At 38.7% G+C, this 16,955-nt stretch carries 13 protein-coding genes and 1 other annotated feature; of the genes, 3 read left to right on the top strand and 10 right to left on the bottom strand.

The window, feature by feature from the left end; genetic code table 11:
- Nucleotides 1-144: 144 nt before the first annotated feature.
- The 3 genes from yhaM to AC1Q6O_RS16080 are packed head-to-tail and all read right to left on the bottom strand — an operon-like array spanning nt 145 to nt 5,185.
- Nucleotides 145-1,080, bottom strand: a complete 936-nt coding sequence (gene yhaM, locus AC1Q6O_RS16090; protein ID WP_008173348.1) for a 3'-5' exoribonuclease YhaM — start codon at nt 1,078-1,080, stop codon at nt 145-147.
- On the bottom strand, nt 1,077-3,965 hold the full coding sequence (locus tag AC1Q6O_RS16085) for an ATP-binding protein (protein ID WP_239355385.1): 2,889 nt from the start codon (nt 3,963-3,965) through the stop codon (nt 1,077-1,079). Before AC1Q6O_RS16085 ends, yhaM begins: the two co-directional genes overlap by 4 nt.
- Before the next feature lie 5 nt (nt 3,966-3,970).
- On the bottom strand, nt 3,971-5,185 hold the full coding sequence (locus AC1Q6O_RS16080; protein WP_239355384.1) for a metallophosphoesterase family protein: 1,215 nt from the start codon (nt 5,183-5,185) through the stop codon (nt 3,971-3,973).
- Between the two features lie 265 nt (nt 5,186-5,450).
- On the opposite strand from AC1Q6O_RS16080, the gene AC1Q6O_RS16075 reads away from it, so the two are divergent.
- Nucleotides 5,451-5,636, top strand: a complete 186-nt coding sequence (locus tag AC1Q6O_RS16075) for a YhzD family protein (protein WP_008173354.1) — start codon at nt 5,451-5,453, stop codon at nt 5,634-5,636.
- A 46-nt stretch (nt 5,637-5,682) separates the two neighbouring features.
- Here AC1Q6O_RS16075 and AC1Q6O_RS16070 read toward each other — a convergent pair whose 3' ends face one another.
- Nucleotides 5,683-6,465, bottom strand: coding sequence for an enoyl-CoA hydratase (locus tag AC1Q6O_RS16070; RefSeq protein ID WP_025117262.1), 783 nt, complete (start codon nt 6,463-6,465; stop codon nt 5,683-5,685).
- A 139-nt stretch (nt 6,466-6,604) separates the two neighbouring features.
- Between AC1Q6O_RS16070 and trhO the strand changes: the two genes are divergently transcribed.
- A complete protein-coding gene (gene trhO, locus AC1Q6O_RS16065; protein WP_239355383.1) occupies nt 6,605-7,576 on the top strand; it encodes an oxygen-dependent tRNA uridine(34) hydroxylase TrhO in 972 nt (323 codons plus the stop codon).
- A gap of 67 nt (nt 7,577-7,643) precedes the next feature.
- Here trhO and AC1Q6O_RS16060 read toward each other — a convergent pair whose 3' ends face one another.
- The gene (locus AC1Q6O_RS16060) at nt 7,644-9,293 is read right to left on the bottom strand and encodes an FAD-binding dehydrogenase (RefSeq protein ID WP_090003264.1); all 1,650 of its coding nucleotides are present in this window, start codon (nt 9,291-9,293) and stop codon (nt 7,644-7,646) included.
- Nucleotides 9,294-9,696: 403 nt separating this feature from the next.
- Nucleotides 9,697-9,936 (top strand) — a binding site (T-box leader).
- A gap of 159 nt (nt 9,937-10,095) precedes the next feature.
- On the opposite strand from AC1Q6O_RS16060, the gene serA reads away from it, so the two are divergent.
- Nucleotides 10,096-11,703 carry a phosphoglycerate dehydrogenase gene (gene serA / locus AC1Q6O_RS16055; protein ID WP_008173368.1) on the top strand — a complete coding sequence of 536 codons (1,608 nt, stop codon included), beginning with the start codon at nt 10,096-10,098 and terminating at the stop codon, nt 11,701-11,703.
- A 177-nt stretch (nt 11,704-11,880) separates the two neighbouring features.
- On the opposite strand, the gene AC1Q6O_RS16050 is transcribed toward serA, so the two are convergent.
- From AC1Q6O_RS16050 to AC1Q6O_RS16030, 5 genes are all read right to left on the bottom strand, one after another.
- Nucleotides 11,881-12,669 (bottom strand): HAD family hydrolase, encoded by a 789-nt coding sequence (locus AC1Q6O_RS16050; RefSeq protein ID WP_090003263.1) that lies wholly within the window; start codon nt 12,667-12,669, stop codon nt 11,881-11,883.
- Between the two features lie 174 nt (nt 12,670-12,843).
- A complete protein-coding gene (locus AC1Q6O_RS16045) occupies nt 12,844-13,092 on the bottom strand; it encodes a DUF3006 domain-containing protein (protein ID WP_043989579.1) in 249 nt (82 codons plus the stop codon).
- Nucleotides 13,079-14,266 (bottom strand): MBL fold metallo-hydrolase, encoded by a 1,188-nt coding sequence (locus tag AC1Q6O_RS16040; protein WP_008173373.1) that lies wholly within the window; start codon nt 14,264-14,266, stop codon nt 13,079-13,081. The genes AC1Q6O_RS16045 and AC1Q6O_RS16040 overlap by 14 nt, the downstream gene beginning before the upstream one ends.
- A 71-nt stretch (nt 14,267-14,337) precedes the next feature.
- Entirely contained in the window at nt 14,338-15,684 is a 1,347-nt protein-coding gene (locus tag AC1Q6O_RS16035; protein ID WP_239355382.1) for a GntP family permease, read from the bottom strand.
- On the bottom strand, nt 15,685-16,824 hold the full coding sequence (locus tag AC1Q6O_RS16030; RefSeq protein ID WP_089987037.1) for a glycerate kinase: 1,140 nt from the start codon (nt 16,822-16,824) through the stop codon (nt 15,685-15,687).
- Between the last annotated feature and the right edge of the window lie 131 nt (nt 16,825-16,955).

Below are 16,955 nucleotides of genomic sequence, written 5' to 3'. Positions count from 1 at the left end.
AATTCTTCCTATATTCTAAAATAAATACAGTATTGGTACAATGGATAGGTACTGAAATTCCGCAGATATATAATTAGACTTATATAAAAGCTCGCCCACACAGTTATTTAGAAACGAAAATTTCACAAATAATGTGTTGAATGATTAAAATGTTGGCTTATAAAACGATCGGTTATCCAGAGGGAATAGTCGCTCTGTAAATTCACCAGGTGCCGTTTTACCTAATGCTCTAGTCAACATATTCATCTTAGCATCGATGTTATCAATATAATGTAAAATTTCTGCTTCTTGAACCATCGGCTTTTTTGGACTACCCCACTCTTCCTTGCCATGGTGAGATAATACCATATGCTGTAAAAGCATCACTTCTTCACCTTCGATTTCTAGCTCACTAGCAATCTTAGCAATTTCATTCACCATAATCGTAATATGTCCTAACAGGTTGCCCTCCACTGTATATGTCGTGGCAATAGGTCCAGACAGCTCCACAACTTTTCCAATATCGTGCAAAATAATACCTGCATATAACAGGTCTCGATTAAGAGTCGGATATAAATCAGCAATGGCTTTACCTAGTTTTAACATGGACACCATATGATCTAATAAGCCAGAAGCATAATCATGATGATTTTTAGTTGCCGCTGGAAAAACTAATATGGCGTCCTGATGTTTTTTAATGGCTGCTCTCGTCATACGTGAAATATTTGGATTTTTAATATCAAAGAAAAATTGATTCAACTCTTCAAATAGTTGTTCCTTTGGTGTTGCAGAGGAGGGTACTAAATCATGAATGGCAATTCCTTCTTCTGGCTTTGCCACACGAATGGCTTTGATGCGCAATTGATTTTTCCCTCTGTAGTCGTGAATTTCTCCGCCGACACGTACAATGGCTTCAGCATGATACATCTTTTCATGATCCTCATTTGTATCCCAAAGCTTTGCCTCAATATCTCCACTTTTATCTTGTAATATTAGCGACATAAATGGCTTCCCAACAGTAGTAACTCCTTTTGTCGCTTGTTTAATTAATAAATATTGATCAACTGCTTCTCCAACCTGGAGCGTTGTAATTCCTTTCATGTTGACGCCACTCCCCTTTCATTTGCTAGTGCTCCTACATCAATAATTTGCTCTTTCGGCCAATGTTTGAGCATTTCGTCATGGCAAGTAAAATATAAAATTTGACGCTCATATCCTACTTCTTTCATTAATTGTACCATTTTGTCTGTACGGTTTCGATCAAAATGGACAAACGGATCATCCATAATAATCGGGAATGGCGCAGAGGTCATCAACGTTTGGGCAAGTGCCATACGTAATGCCATGTAGGCTTGCTCCTTAGTCGCCTGTGATAATTCAACCATTTGATAACGAATTCCTGCCACATCTTTCGCAATAAAGTAGCCCTCTTCATGAATCGTAAGTTGATCGTAGCGCCCTCCAGTAAGTAATTGGAATATCGCATTAACCTTCGATAAAACATGTGGTAATTTTTCTTCTCGAAGACGAAATAATGTTTCATGAATAGCAGTCGCCACAGCTTTTTTCGTTGCCCAATGCTCAATCAATTGCTGTAACTCCGATTTTTCTTGTTCAAACTGTTGAAGCATTTGGCCATATTTTTCGTCATTTAATAACTGTTCCTTTTCAATTTGCAAGGCAGCACGATGTTCAAGACATCGGTCTATATCCACTTGCAAAGACGTTTGCTCCTGCTCTAAAACACGCATATTCTCCATAACAGAGTCCTCTATTAACTCATCGTGTTCAGATAAATTCAACGAGACTAGTTGAGCCAGAACCGTTTGAAGCTCTGTCGTAATTTTTCTCTGCTGCTCAAATTGCTCATATCTCTCATAATAATCTCGTTCGTTTTGCACCTGTGCTTCGTTCAATAGCTGTGTCATATCAGCGGTATAACGATCTATTCGTGTTTGTCCACTTTGTAGTTTAATCTTGATGTCAGCTAGCTGCGCTTGTGCTTGCTGCACTTGTTGTTGCTGTTGCTGCGCTTCCAGGTAGGCTGTGCGCAAATACATATATATTTCATGTTCATTATAAATTTCATTTAGTACTTGTTGAAGCTGTTCATAAAGGCCATTCTTTTCATCCTGAATTTCTTGCAAAAGGCTAATGGAACCGTCCCTTTTAACCGCCAGTTCTTGCACATTTCGTATGCGCATAAATAACTCTGGCATTAACGTTCTAGCGATCGTACCTTGTAAGCGATAGCGTTTTAAAAATTGCTGCAATGACTGCGTAGTTTCCTCACTCTCTAACTCTGCTTGCTGAATTTTATATTCCAATTGGGCATACTGCTGCTCCTTCTCGCTTTGCTGGTCATTGACATGTAACCAGCGATCTTCCAATTTTTGTTTTTTTAGGAGTATAGTTTGTACAGTCATTTCATCTTGCTCTAATTGTCGTAAGAGGTGACTATTTTCTTTATTGGGCGCCTCTGTGGTTTGTCTAACAAACTTCATCAACAATATTGTTATGATTGTTAAAACTACACCAATAATGGCCACCGCCACATTTTTTTGAATAACCCCATAAACAAATGACAATACACCAATTAATAAAATCATCCAAGAAAAATAATTAGGCTGCCTTTGTTTAGTCCGTTGCGATTTGGCAGCACGCAATTGCTCAAGCCTCCGCTTTTGTTGAGGCCACTGTGCTAAAATATGTTCTTCTTCCTTTGTTAATGACTCCTGGTTTAACCTTTGCTTTTGTTGCGTTATGGCATCTAATTCTTGATGGATTTGCTCTAGCGAACGTAAATGAAACTTTAGCTCATCCTCCGCCTCTTCTAGCTTTTGTAATTGCTGTTGAAATTGCTGTTCCTGCTGTAAGGATACTGTTTCTCCAAGAAGAATGTTCTGTGCCTCTTTTTCTTGCACACCTAATAAACGAAACTGCGTATCAATTTCTTGCTCCAGCATAAAGAGATCATCTCGTAAGTTTTTCTCCTTCACGATCAACTGATGCCATGTTGCCTCCTTTTGCATAAGGCGGCCCATTTCATTTACGGTTTGCTCATTCACAGTAGCTAGCACTTTTTCCTGTAGCAATTGATATTGTTCTTTTAATTGCAGCAACTGCTGACTTTCGTGTAAAAGACGGTCCTTTGCTTGTTCATATCGTCTTACACCTTCTGCTGGAAATTGAACATATTGATCATCCCCTAATGCTTGCTGCAACATCTGTTGTTGCTTGATAAGAGGAAGGGCCTGCTTTTGAACCGTTAAGTATTGCCATTGCTGTTGTTGCTTTTTTTGAGTGGCATAAAGTTTCTCTAGGTTTTGCTCAAGAAGTTGCAATTGTTGTAATTTATCCTCAAATGTTTGGATCTTACCTTGCTCGAGTCTAATCGTTCGCTCCAATTGCTTTAACTGCTCAATTTTTTGATTAATTACTGGAACTTTACCTGTTTTCTTAAATAACTCGTTCGCTTCTTTATCCATTTTTTTCTCAAGAGCAGACAGGTGCTGGATACCTGTTGTGCCAGAGGAGAGGAGAAGATGTGTTAATTCCTCCTCTGACATTTTTTCAATGCCTTGAAGCTCATGCAAAGAAAATGAAAAAATAGATTCAAAGGATGCTCTAGAATAGCCATATAAAAGCTTAGCTAACAACTCCTCCTGTCCCGTTGTACCATCTTCAAGATAAACAGTAACATCACCTGCAGCCTTGCCTTTCACACGCTCAATAATGCAGGAACCATAAATAGGGTGTAATAGTGTCAGTTGACCACCAAACTTCGTCGATGCTTTTGGCTCATATTTGCGCTGAGTCTGCTGCCTTGTTGGAAAGCCAAAGAGCATCTGTAAAACAAATTGCTGAATCGTTGTTTTTCCTGCCTCATTTAAACCATAAAAAATTGTAACGCCTTCATTTAAGGGAATTGTCAGGTTTTGATGCTTACCAAAGCCATAAATTTGTAGTTTTTTGATTGTTAGCATGTGCATCACGCCCTTTGAATTTCTTCCGCCAATAGTGACTGTGCGTTGTGCGTTAAATTCTTTATATCCTTTTCAGATAAAGGCTCGATCAGTCTAGCACCACCAGCATACTGGTACAAGTCTTTTAGTATATCCTTCCAGTCAGTACTATCCCATTGCTCCATTAAACTTACGACTGATTGCGTAGCAGCAGAACATTCACCGTGAATTGAAGGTTTTTGTAACACCATTTTTTGTACCCAGCACATTGGCTCAATCCCTTCTTCTGCCTCGCGAATAGTCTCCAGCCATGCGTCCACCGTCGCATGCTCAAACAAGGCCTCTGTTTGCTCATCAATATTTTTTAAATAAAGCTCCACTACCGTCGCTCCCAATGAAGTTCTATTGACAGCAATTGCTTCCTCGCATCTTTTAAGTAATTCATTAGCATGGACGATATTCGTACAATCCACCTCTATTGTGTTATAAACAATGGTGGAGGTAGGAATAAAATCAAGTTCACATGCTGTTTGAGATAAAGTTACATCATAGCAACCTTTTATTCCTTGTTCTTTACGATGACGGCTTTGAATATTGCCTGGATAAACGATAGGAGGGTTTTCATGTAAGAGCTGTCGTTTATGAATATGCCCCAACGCCCAATAATGATAGTTCCGTTCAAGTAGTTGCTGTTTTGTAAATGGAGCATATAAAGCGTGTGAAGTATCGCTTGCCTCACTGCCATGCAGCATGCCAATATGAATTGCATGAGAATCTTGAGCGATTGGATAAGTATCAATAACCGACTCCTTTAAGTGGCGTTCACTATAGCTGAAGCCGTATATACAGACTTGCTGACCGCGGATTTTCAACTGGACAACACTCGTCTCAGCCGGTAATTCATACACATTACTTGGTAAAGAAAAACGTGTCCAAGTTCCTTTTAAATGATCATGGTTCCCATAGCTAATAATTACAGGAATATTGTGTTGAAAAAGTTTCTCCATTGCCTCTTGAAATTTCCTTTGGGCTTGTAAACTGCGATTTTCACCATCGTAAATATCTCCGACAATTAATAAAAAGTCGGGCTGCTCCTGAATGGCCTTTTGAATAATTTTATCAAAAGCATCAAACGTACTTGATCGAATCTCCTTCAAAATGTGTTCAGGTAAGCCAAATAAGCCCTTAAATGGACTATCTAAATGTAAATCTGCCATATGGAAAAAACGAATTGCTGACATCCAATCACCCCAACTATAGATAATTCCCACCTCAGTTAGTTACTACAAACTATCAACCAAAGCAGTCATATGATTACAAAACCGAATATTTGTTCTATTTTATCATACTTCCCTATTTATGAAAAATGGTAATGCTTAAAAAAAAAGGTCGACTTACTTTTTCCACAATTTTCGTAATTTATCAAATAGTTTACTAGTTTTACCGTGAAGTTTATAAATCTTCTATGTATAATAGATATATATTTAAATAAAGGGTGGGGTTTGTATGGAGAATTACCGTTTCACAGCTTTCGAAAAAACAGGGGAAACATTGTTTGATGAAACATGGACATTTGAAAATGATGAGGCTGCTAAGTTAAATGGCCAACAACAAATTGAAGAAAAAGGTGTTGCCAACAAAACTCATCGTCTTGTAAACGCTTCAGGTAAATTAATTTTATTCCATGTTTAATAATTGAGAAAAGGCACGTAGGATATCTACATGCCTTTTCTTATTTTTATTTCCCTACAAAGACAGGTGTTCTTTTCTCTACAAAGGCATGAATTCCTTCTAAATGATCTGTCGATTTACGCATGGTTGATTGACCTTCCGCTTCCATTGCAAGGATATTTTCGAGCTGTGCTAAATTTTGAGCGTGTAAAATATTTTTTGTCGTAATCATAGAAGAAATAGGTGAGGCAAGCATTTTACCAACAAGCTGATCTGCCATTGCAAAGACAGTACCATCAGGGGCTATATAGTCGATTAATCCTGCATCTAATGCTTCTTGTGCTGTAAGGACCTTCCCTTCCCAAATCATTTGTTTCGCTTTCACCGTACCGACACGTTCCTTCATAAAGAAGTGACCACCTCCATCTGGAATGAGTCCTATGCCTATGAAATTCATAGCTAGCTTACTCTTTTCACATGCCACAACAATGTCTGCCCCTAGTGTTAAACTAAAGCCTAGACCTGCCGATGCACCATGAACTGCCGCAATGACTATCATTGGTAGCTGATAATAGGCCTTAACGATGCGTGTAAGATATACCATCGCTTCGTCAATATTTAGAGGCTTATTTGAATCAAGCATCGCCTTAATATCGCCTCCAGCAGAAAAGACCTTCCCTTCTCCACGAATAACAAGTACTTGTATATCTTTTTCCTGTTGCAAAGCCTCAAAGCATTCAGCTAGTTCTCGCATCATAACGTCATCCATCGCATTCATCGCCTGAGGACGGTTTAAAGTTAACGTTGCACGGCGATCTAACATTTCTAATGTAATCGTTGAAAATTCCATCTCCATTACCCCCAAATATGAATAGTCATTCACTATGTACTATTCGTGTTTTTTTAGAAAACTCCTTCTCCGCTAAACAAATTCGCTTTTGTTATGCTATATTAAAGGACGAATATTGTTATAAAGGTGGTTACACATTTTGACGCAAAAAGACTATCGTATATTACTTTATTATAAATATGTTACGATTGAAGACCCTATAGCATTTGCTGAAGAGCATTTAGCATTATGTCAAGAACTCGGACTTCTTGGCCGCATTTTAGTTGGTAATGAAGGAATTAACGGAACTGTTTCGGGAACTATTGAACAAACAGACGCTTACATGAATCATATGAAGGTAGATCCTCGATTTAGCGATATTATGTGGAAAATTGACGAAGCTGATGGGCATGCTTTCAAAAAAATGCACGTTCGCCCTCGCCTCGAGATTGTTCACTTAGGTTTAGAAAATGATATTAATCCATTAGAAATAACAGGGGAATATTTATCTCCTAAGGAATTTATGGAACAAATGCAAGAAGAGAATACGATCATTATCGATGCACGGAATGACTATGAATTCGACCTTGGTCATTTTAGAGGCGCTATTCGACCGGATATTGAAAATTTCCGTGACCTACCAGCATGGATGGAAACACATAAAGAAGAATTTGTGGATAAAAAGATTTTAACTTACTGTACTGGTGGAATTCGTTGTGAAAAATTCTCTGGTTGGTTAAAACGTGAGGGCTACGGAAAAAGTGTTGGTCAATTACATGGTGGTATTGCCACATACGCAAAAGATTCCGAGGTAAAAGGTCAACTCTGGGATGGGCAAATGTTTGTTTTTGATCGTCGTCGCAGTGTGCCAATTAATCAAGTGGAGCATGTAATTATCGGAAAAGACTATTTCACAGGTGAGCCTTCCGAACGTTATACGAACTGCGCAAATCCCGAATGCCATAAATTAATGCTATGTGAAGAAAAGCATGAAGACTTTTATATGCGTAGCTGTTCTGATGAATGCCGTCGTGCCAAACGTAACTTCTTCGTTGAGGAGCATGGCTGGACGGTAAATCAAATCGAAGAGCAAATCGCTAAAATCGCAGATGTCCAAAACACAAATTCATGATAGACGTCACTCCATTACTTGGCGACAAAAAGAGCATCGTTTATGACGATGCTCTTTTGTACTGGCATTAAACTTCTGCTAAAAAACGTCCTACCTGCCTACCACTAAATATACAGCCACCAACAAACGTTCCTTCTAAAGCGCGGTAGCCATGAACACCACCGCCTCCGAAGCCGCTTACTTCCCCAGCAGCAAATAGTCCTGAAATAGGCTGACCATCCATCCCTAACACTGCCCCATTTAAGTTTGTTTGTAAGCCACCTAAGGTTTTTCTTGTTAAAATATTTAATCGTACCGCAATTAAAGGCCAATTTTTAGTGTCTAAAATTTTATGTGGCTTAGCAACACGTACTAGCTTATCCCCAATATAATTTCTAGCACCGTGAATGGCGTTCACCTGTAAATCTTTTGTAAACTTATTATCCATTTCTCGATCCCTTGCTAAAATTTGCTCTTTAATTTTCATGAAATCGAGTAAATCATTGCCTGCTAGTTTATTCATTCCATCTACTAGTTCTCTTAAATCATTTGCAATCACAAAATCCTCACCATGGTTTTTAAAGGCTTGGATTGGAGCAGGTGGTCCGGGCATGATTCTTTTTAAAACATCACCAATGCTTTTGTTTGTTAAATCAGGATTTTGTTCCGAGCCAGATAGAGCAAATTCTTTTTCAATAATTTTTTCCGTTAAAATAAACCAAGAATAGTCATAGCCTGTTTTTTGAATCGTTTCTAGTGTACTGAGTGTATCGAATCCAGGGAAATTAGGCGCATGAAATCGGTTACCTTCTGCATCAAACCATAAGGAGGAGGGGCCTGGCAAAATTCGTATTCCATGATTAGGCCAAATCGGATCCCAATTTTTTAATCCTTCTGTGTAATGCCACATACGATCACGATTCACAATACGACCTCCTGCATGCTCTGTAATTTCCAGCATTCTTCCATCTACATATGCAGGGACACCACATACCATATTTTTAGGAGGGGTCCCTAATCGTTCAGGCCAATTTTTTCTCACTAAATCGAAATTCGCCCCGATACCCCCACTTGCCACAATAACGGCTGCAGCCTCATAAGAAAATTCTCCGACTCCTAATCTTGAGCTTTTTTCCCCTCGACTAATAAAGGTTTCTGCTAGTATTGTTCCACTTATCCCCATAATCCTTCCGTCTTGCTGAATAAATTCATCCACACGATGTCGTGGTTTAAATTCAATATAGCCTTCTTTTATGGCCTTTTTGACTTTATCCACAAATGGCTTAACAATGCCTGGACCTGTTCCCCATACAATATGAAACCTCGGCACTGAATTTCCATGTCCACCAGCAAGAGAACCACCCCGTTCTGCCCAGCCAACAATAGGAAAAAATTTAATCCCCTTTGACTTCAACCAATCATATTTTTCACCCGCAGCAAAATCGACATAGGCCCTCGCCCATTTATATGCCCAGGAATCCTCATCTTCTAAACGATCAAAGCCTGCTGTCCCTAACCAGTCCTGCCATGCCAACTCCTTACTATCCTTAATGCCGAGTCTTCTTTGTTCAGGAGAATTTACTAAAAATATGCCACCAAAAGACCAAAATGCCTGTCCCCCTAATGAATTTTCAGGCTCTTGATCTACTAGAAGTATTTTTTTCTTTGCATCGACTAACTCGCAGGCTGCCACTAAGCCTGCCAGTCCGGCACCAACTATTGCAACATCGTATTTCATTACTACACCCCCAAATCAATCATCCTTAATTTAAATTCTTCTTTCATAGTCTATTTACCTTCTAAAAATCAAAGTTTTGTCTAAAATGTGACAAGGTAAAATGTTCGTTTTCTTTCATGAAGCAAACTAGTTCTAACATAGAACAATTAATCAATACCATTTAATTGCCATATAATATTTTCGCTATAAACTTCATGGAACCTTGATACAATCAGTCTTTTTAAATATCGTTAACGCTTTCATTGTACACCCCTAAAAGACGAACATTATCAAACGATAATACATAAAATGTTCGTGTATTGGTATTTTTCAGACTTTTGAAGTCAATGTTTTTTTAGTTTTTTAGAAATATCGTTGACAAAGGTGAACAATAGGGATTATGATGTTAACAAATTTAATCATAAAAAATATAACGACGGAGACACACTAGTCGAAAGAAAATCCAAAGAGAGCTGATGGTTGGTGCAAATCAGTGATTTCTACGATAATAGTTCCACTCCTGAATAGTTAAGCTGAACCATCTAAGTAAGCTTATCCGTCTCATGCACGTTACGCATATTGCTAAGACTGCAAGAATAAGTTTTTCTAGCAGTGATTAAGGGTGGTACCGCGAACCAAGTTTATACAGCCTTTCGCCCCTTACAACACAATAACTGTGTTTGTAAGGCGTGAAAGGCTTTTTATATTGCTTTCGATTCGGAAAGGAGATTGTTTGCATGCTGTAAGAAGTTAGAATTTTACAAATTTCAGACTATCGTAGATAAAACCACAATTAACATTTATTAAAAAGGAGCTAATTATAATGATTACTGCCACAAAAACAATTAACGTATTTATCGCTGACCCACTAAGTGAGGATGGGATTTTTCCATTACGCCAGGAACAAGATTTAGATTTAAACATTATCGTAGACACTGGCCTAGCACCAGAAGAATTAATCGCTAAAATTGCAGATGTAGACGTGTTACTTGTTCGTTCACAAACTACTGTGACACGTGAAGTAATTGAAGCGGCAAAAAGCTTAAAGTTAATTGGTCGTGCTGGTGTAGGTGTCGATAATATTGACCTTGCTGCTGCCACTGAGCATGGTATTATCGTTGTTAATGCTCCAGATGGTAACACAAACTCAGCTGCTGAGCATACAGTCGCCATGATGACATCACTTGCACGTCACATTCCACAAGCTTTTAATACATTAAAAAATGGGAAATGGGACCGTAAATCTTATGTTGGAGTAGAGCTAAAAAACAAAACTTTAGGTGTTGTAGGCTTTGGCCGAATCGGTGTTGAAGTAGCTTATCGTGCAAAAGGTCAACGTATGAATGTTATGGCATATGATCCTTTCCTAACTGATGAGCGTGCAAAAGAATTAGGTGTCACAAAGGCGACAGTGGAAGAAATTTGTCAAGCAGCCGATTTCATTACTGTACACACACCACTTCTTCCTGAAACACGTAATCTTATTAATAAAGAAAAGTTTGCGATGATGAAAGATGGCGTACGTATCATTAACTGTGCACGTGGCGGTATTATTAATGAGGACGATTTGTATGATGCTATTGTAGCTGGTAAAGTAGCAGGTGCTGCACTGGATGTATTCGTATCTGAACCAGCGACAGACCATAAGCTGCTTACTTTGCCTCAAGTAATTGCAACACCTCATTTAGGTGCATCTACGATTGAAGCACAAGAGTCTGTAGCTGTTGATGTATCAAATGACATTATTAAATTTTATAAAACAGGTACTGTAACAAATCCAGTGAATATGCCATCTATTCCGAAAGAGCTTCTGGCACAAGTTGAGCCTTTCTTTGAATTAGCGGAAAAACTTGGTTCATTCTTATCACAAGTAACAACAGAGCCTGTAAAAGAAATCAACTTATCTTATGCTGGAGATGTAGCAAACTATGATGTCCGCCCATTAACATCAAATGCATTAAAAGGTTTATTAGCTAAAAATCACGGTAATCATGTGAATGATGTCAATGCTCGCTACCTGTCTGAGCGTATTGGCATGAAAATTATCGAACATAAAACGACAACGGCTAAAGGCTTTACAAGTTTAATTACGATTGAAATTATTACTGCAAATGAAACACATACCGTAGCTGGTACATTATTAAATGGCTTAGGTGCTCGTATCGTCAAAGTAGAGGACTATGTTGTAGACGTTATTCCACAAGGTCATCTTCTATATATTAAAAACACTGACAAACCAGGTGCAATTGGTCGTGTAGCCACTAAACTTGCAGAAAAGGAAATCAATATCGCCACTATGCAAGTAGGTCGTGCCCAAGTTGGTGGGACAGCGGTTATGATGTTAACGATAGATAATGTTGTAACAGATGAAGATTTAGCATTTGTGGCACAGCTTGAAAATATTGATGAAGTAAAAGCTATTAATTTATAATAAGCAAAACGAAAAGCAGGGAGTTTTTACTCTCTGCTTTTTTAAATACACTTTAAAGGGTAAGCTAGTGAGCATCATGATATTGGTGATAGCTTTTCCATTCATATGCTTAGCATAAAATATAAAGTATTCCAAACAAAAAAATGTACTGCATCCATGAAGGAGCAGTACATTTCTTTAAAGTTTTTCCACTAGTTGTAATAAGTCTGTCAAAGAGACTATCTCATACGTAGGTGTCACAGCTCCATTGGCCCTATTATTTTCGCGATTAATCCATACGTTTCGCATCCCTACACGAGAGGAGCCTAAAATATCAGTATTGAGATTATCGCCAACCATAATTGCCTCATCTGCTGTAATGCCTACACTTTCCATTACATGCTCAAAAATAGAAGCGTCAGGCTTACCTTTTCCAAAGTCTCCTGAGATAATAATATGATCAAAGTACGGAGTTATTTCTGGCGTAATTTTCAGCTTTAAATTTTGCAAACTAGGTGCGCCATTAGTAAGTAAAACAAGCTTGTACTTCCCTTTCAATTCGTCTAACACAGGAAATGTATCTTCATATAAAAATGGGGAGGCCTTACGCTCAGCTACAAAGCGTTCTCCTAGTTCTGCTCCGAATTTTTCATCCTCTATACCAAGAGCAGCTAAACCTTTTGTCCATGCTGCCGCACGATAGCCCGGAACAAGTCCCTTCATTGTTTGGAAAGATTCAGTCGGGTCATCAAAAGTTCCCCATAGTCCTTCGAAAGGATTAATGCCAATTAATACGGTATAGTCGTATGTTTCATAGCCTTCGTATAACGCACGAGCCTCTTGACGAACTGCGTCCTCTAGCTCAGTAGAATTCACATTATGTATCGTAGCAGCATAGTCACATGTTTTTTCAAAAGCAGTTTTTACTGATTTTTTATCCCATAGTAATGTATCATCTAGATCAAAAATAATAGTGTTTATCGACATTTTATCCGTCCGCTCCTAGCTTTTGATTAATACTATTATTTTAGCATATTTTCAAAATATTTAGGATAACAAATTATGTCCAATTCCCCTTAAATTCCATCCGTCTACAGGACTTTTCTGATTCAAAATAAAAACAAGCTGTGGATAACTTCCTCACAGCTTGTCATCTATTATTTATTGATGTTTATGACGTAAACGGTCCATTAAATTCTGGATATCGGCTTTTTTTTGTTCTGTTTCTTCCCTTAAAATATCAATATGGTAAATGCCATCTATTTCTTCTATCTGTACACGATCCCCAACAACGACAGGCTTATTCATAGCTGACTGTAAAATAATAATTTGTTCTTCTTCCTCAGGATACTTTAAAAAAACAGCATAACCGTCTTCCATACGATCTAAAGTATATTTAGTCGAGCTCACTAACAAGTTCCCCTTTCTCATTCCGTAATTGCGCAGCATCTCCATCGTTTAGCCATATCTGTTTAGTAGTCCATTTTAAATAATTATCCCCTTCACGAGCATTAGCCCCACTAGTAACATACACGATTTTACCAGGCTGTAATGATAGATTAGGAAAATTAAAAACTTGATTTCCTTCCAGAGAAATAAGCTGCCAATTGTTTAACGAAACAGCTTGTTGACCATTATTTTTAATGCCTACAATTTCTGTTACTAAATCTTTGCTGACGATCTCAACAGCTGTGGTAGGTAAAACAGTGGATGGAGTTTTTGGAGCTACCGCTCTGGAAGCTTCCTTTCCATTCACCGTGTAGTTTACCCCATCTGTTGCCACCATAATCGTTCCTGATTCAGCAGTAGCATAGATGTTACTGCCCATTGCTTGCAATCGATCCACTACTTCTGCATGAGGATGTCCATATTTATTATCTTCACCATAGCTTAATATAGTGACTTCTGGCTTCACTGCACGAATGAATTCTTCTGAGCTACTTGTATTAGAACCATGATGTCCTGCCTTCAGAATAGTAGCTGTCACATCATTTTGCATCATTTCTTTTTCTAATGCTATGCCCGCATCCCCCGTTAATAAAAAGGATACGTTGCCATAAACTACTTTTAAAACAATCGAAGCATCATTATTATCCGTTGCATGTTCATTTGCATTTAAAACCTTCACCGTTACATCCTTATCAAATTCAATAAGGTCCCCTGTTTTCGGCACATAATAAGGTATATTTTTTTCATCAATCGCCATCAGCATTTCTTCAAAAGTTTGAGAGGTATGTACTTTGCCCGAATCATAAAATTGCTCAATAGGGATTGCCTGTAACACTGGAATGAGCCCACCTATATGGTCAGCATCGGGATGTGTTGCCACTACCCGATCAAGTTTGTTCACACCAAGTTCGTTTAAATAAGAAACTACCTGCTGTCCTGCCCCTTTCACACCACCGTCTATAAGCATTGTTTTCCCATTCGGCGATTCAATTAATATGGAATCTCCTTGTCCCACATCAATAAAATGAACTCGCATCTCATGGCCAGCCGTTACAGGCACTTGCTCTGTCTTAACTGCTTCTGTACAGCCTGCTAATAAAAAAATACAAAGGAGTACTACTATTAATTTTTTCATGTGACTAACTTCCTTTCTATCTTCCTATTATACAAAAAAGAGAGCTTACCATGGGCAGCTCTCCCTGTACTTTAAACAAATATCCACCATAAAACCATTGTAATTATGATTGTAACAATGCCTTGTAATAATGTTGCAACCGTTTGTGCCTTATAGGCTTGAGTTACTTCCATTCCACTATACTGTGTAATTACCCAGAAGAAACTGTCGTTTACATGACTAACCGTCATTGCACCAGCTCCAATGGCCATTACTACTAATGCTAACGGGACAGCTCCCTCAACGCCAAGTGTCACGAGCATTGGTGCAACTAGAGTAGACGTAATAACAAGCGCTGTCGTTGAAGATCCTTGGGCAGTTTTTAAGGCAGCAGCTACTAAAAACGGCACTAGCAGGAATAAAGTACCTGACGCAAACATCCCCAAATCCATTTCCTGTAGCATTTCTCCAACACCAGCATTTTTAATAACGGTCCCAAATGAACCGCCCGCTCCTGTAATAAGTAAAATGGGAGCGGCTTCTTTTAAACTCTCTCCAATCCAACCCGTTAAGGTCGTTTCACTAATTTCAGGTAATAATAAAAAGGCAGCAGCCACCCCTAAAAATAAAGCTACCGTTGGTGAACCTAAGAACTTAAAGATCGTATTGAATGTTGATTCGGGATCCCCTACTAACGATGCTATCGAACCAAGTCCAATTAAGACAATTGGGAGGACGATTGGTAAAAAGGCTTTAAAGGTTGAAGGCATTTTGCCAAAGGATTTAATGACTTCCTCATAGTCTAATGCCTCTACATCATCTTCAGGTACTCGAATTTTGGTTGCAACTTTCACGGACCACATATAGCCTACAAATGTAGCCGGTATAGCTACTAATAAACCAATGACAATAACTGTCCCTAAATAATCAGCCGCCCCAATATTTCCTGCTGCTGCGATGGGACCTGGTGTGGGTGGGACTAATACATGTGTCGCAAATAAACCCGTCGCTAAAGCTACTGCCATTGATGCAATCGTTACGTTAGCCCGTTTAGCTAATGATTTTTGCAAACTCGATAAAATAATAAAACCCGAATCACAAAACACTGGGATGGATACGATGTAACCAATTAAGGACATCGCAAGTTGTGGACGTTTTGGGCCGACGATTCGTAAAACTACTTCTGCCATTCGATAGGCAGCGCCTGATTTCTCTAATATTAAACCTATAATAGTTCCAGCGATAATCACTAAGCCAATGCTCGTCATTAAACCACCGAAACCAGTGTTAATACTTTCTACCACTGTTAATAATGACATTCCTGAAGCAATTCCGACGAAGAAGGCACTCATTAATAATGCCAGAAATGGGTGTAGCTTTAATTTGGCCGTGCCCAATACAACAAACAATACCCCGATTAAAATAATAATGAACAACATCTAGTCAGCCCCCTTTTGTATGTAAAGCTCAAAGATTCTCTTAGTTTTTAACCGAATAAAACGAGCGGGTTCTTGCATTGCCTGCTGAGTAGTAATCTCCTCATCTACTAATGTTTCTACAACGCTAAAATACTTTTGAAGTGCAGGCTTAGCCGTACTATCAATGTCTCCCGATAATAAAGCTGCATCTATATGTGCTAGCGCTGCGGCTTTCGCAACCCCTAATGGAGCCTTACCATGTAATGTTTGGAGATCCGATTTCCCTTCTCCCGTTATTACTAACTGTGCGGCTGCTAAATGATCCTGTAACTGGACAGCATCTATGACGATATCAATTCCTGCATGAAATGTCCCTTTTAAAAATGCGATTAACGCGCCTCCCAATCCTCCTGCCGCTCCCGCTCCTTGATAATCATGCAATCGAATAGAAAATTGTTGTTCCACGATATCTGCAAAATGCTTTAAACAGTTATCAAAATGCTTGACTTGATCGTCCCGCACACCTTTTTGAGGACCAAATATAGCTGTTGCCCCTCGTTCACCAATGAATGGATTATCCACATCACAGGCAATGGTAAATATCGCTTCTGTTAATCTAGCATCCAGTCCACTTACATCGATTGCAGTTAACTTCAGTAGACTTGAAATTCCATCTTCTAAATCTGAGCCATCTTCCTTTATGAATCGCACACCTAATGCCTTGAGCATGCCAATCCCTGCATCATTTGTGGCACTTCCACCTATACCGATAATAAATTTTCTAAAGCCTCGGTCCAGAGCAGCCTTAATTAATTGGCCAGTACCATACGTTGTAGCAAATTCAGGATTTTTTTCATTGTCTTGTAGCAGCATGATGCCAGATGCCTGAGCCATTTCAATCACACATGTTTCTTTATCACCCAAAACACCATATTGTGCCTGTATATCTCTTCCTATTGGATCTAATACATCCACTGAAAAATATTGACCATTCGTAGAGGCAATAAGCGAATCAAGTGTCCCTTCCCCACCATCTGCAATTGGTAGAATTATAGTTTCTATTGATGGATCTGCATCCAGAATTCCTTTCTGCATGGACCTCGCTACTTCAACTGCTGACAGAGTACCCTTGAAGGAATCTGGACTAATAATGATTTTCATAAAATACCTCCACTTATGTCGTCCATTGATATTTACGTAAATTTTAAATCCCTAAGTTAAGCGCTTACAAATTATTATAATGACAATAAATTCAGAAAACATTATAATAAATGTACAATTTATCTGTGCTA

It is taken from the genome of Lysinibacillus sp. GW823-FHT06C08, from assembly GCF_058795135.1.
The sequence above is the reverse complement of the archived record's forward strand: the minus strand, read 5'-3'. Positions and strand labels throughout refer to the sequence as shown.